Raw genomic sequence first — 720 nt, forward strand, 5'->3', positions numbered from 1 at the left:
AGCAATTCTATTTATAAGCTCATTTATTTTTTCCTCTGTCAATAAGCCATTTTAAGATTCCTATTATTAATATAAGGAGCGGTATTGCCTGAATAAAGAGAAACCCTCCCCAAAAATCAAGTTCAGTACTATCTGGAGAGTCTGTTGCCATCACACCTATAAAAAAAGCTACTGGAATTGTGAATAGATTTACCCCTAAACTGACCATTATGAATGTTAGATTTTTATCCTTAGTTTTTGGTGAATCAGAATTGAAGAATGAGAATATTGCAATACCGATTATAAAATACAGTATTACATAAAGCTGATTAAGATATTCCATAATATCCCTCCGTTATCCTAATTGTACCATCAGCAAAGACAACTTTGTGCAAATTTGGATGAATAGGATATTCATGCTCGGTTAACATAACGTCTCATTATCGGTAGCAAAGAAAAAGGCTGATCTCTACTTTCACAAGGAATCCGCCTTTTTCTTTTTCTATGACTCTATTCACTTTTTATACATTCCTATCCTGGCGTGGGTTTCAGGGTTCCCGTTTGTTACTGGATTAGTCGAAAAACTGTATAAAATCTTGCATGCTCTTAGCGTGGGTTTTTTCCAAAATGCTGGCGGTACCCCATCACTATCAAGCTAAGATTTTGCACTATCCATAAAGCGAAAAAGACGTTATCCTTTCTGTAGAATTATAGGAAAGGATGGCGTTTCTTTATGAATCT

Annotated in this window: 1 protein-coding gene; it reads right to left on the reverse strand. The window is 35.0% G+C overall.

Going from position 1 to position 720, the window contains the following annotated elements; all coding sequences use genetic code 11:
- Positions 1-19: 19 nt before the first annotated feature.
- Positions 20-322: a hypothetical protein gene (locus LRP84_RS22290; RefSeq protein ID WP_230577078.1), complete on the reverse strand. Its 303-nt coding sequence runs from the start codon at positions 320-322 to the stop codon at positions 20-22.
- Positions 323-720: the final 398 nt, after the last annotated feature.

It is taken from the genome of Bacillus rhizoplanae (assembly GCF_917563915.1).
GTDB classification, from domain to species: Bacteria; Bacillota; Bacilli; order Bacillales; family Bacillaceae_G; genus Bacillus_A; species Bacillus_A rhizoplanae.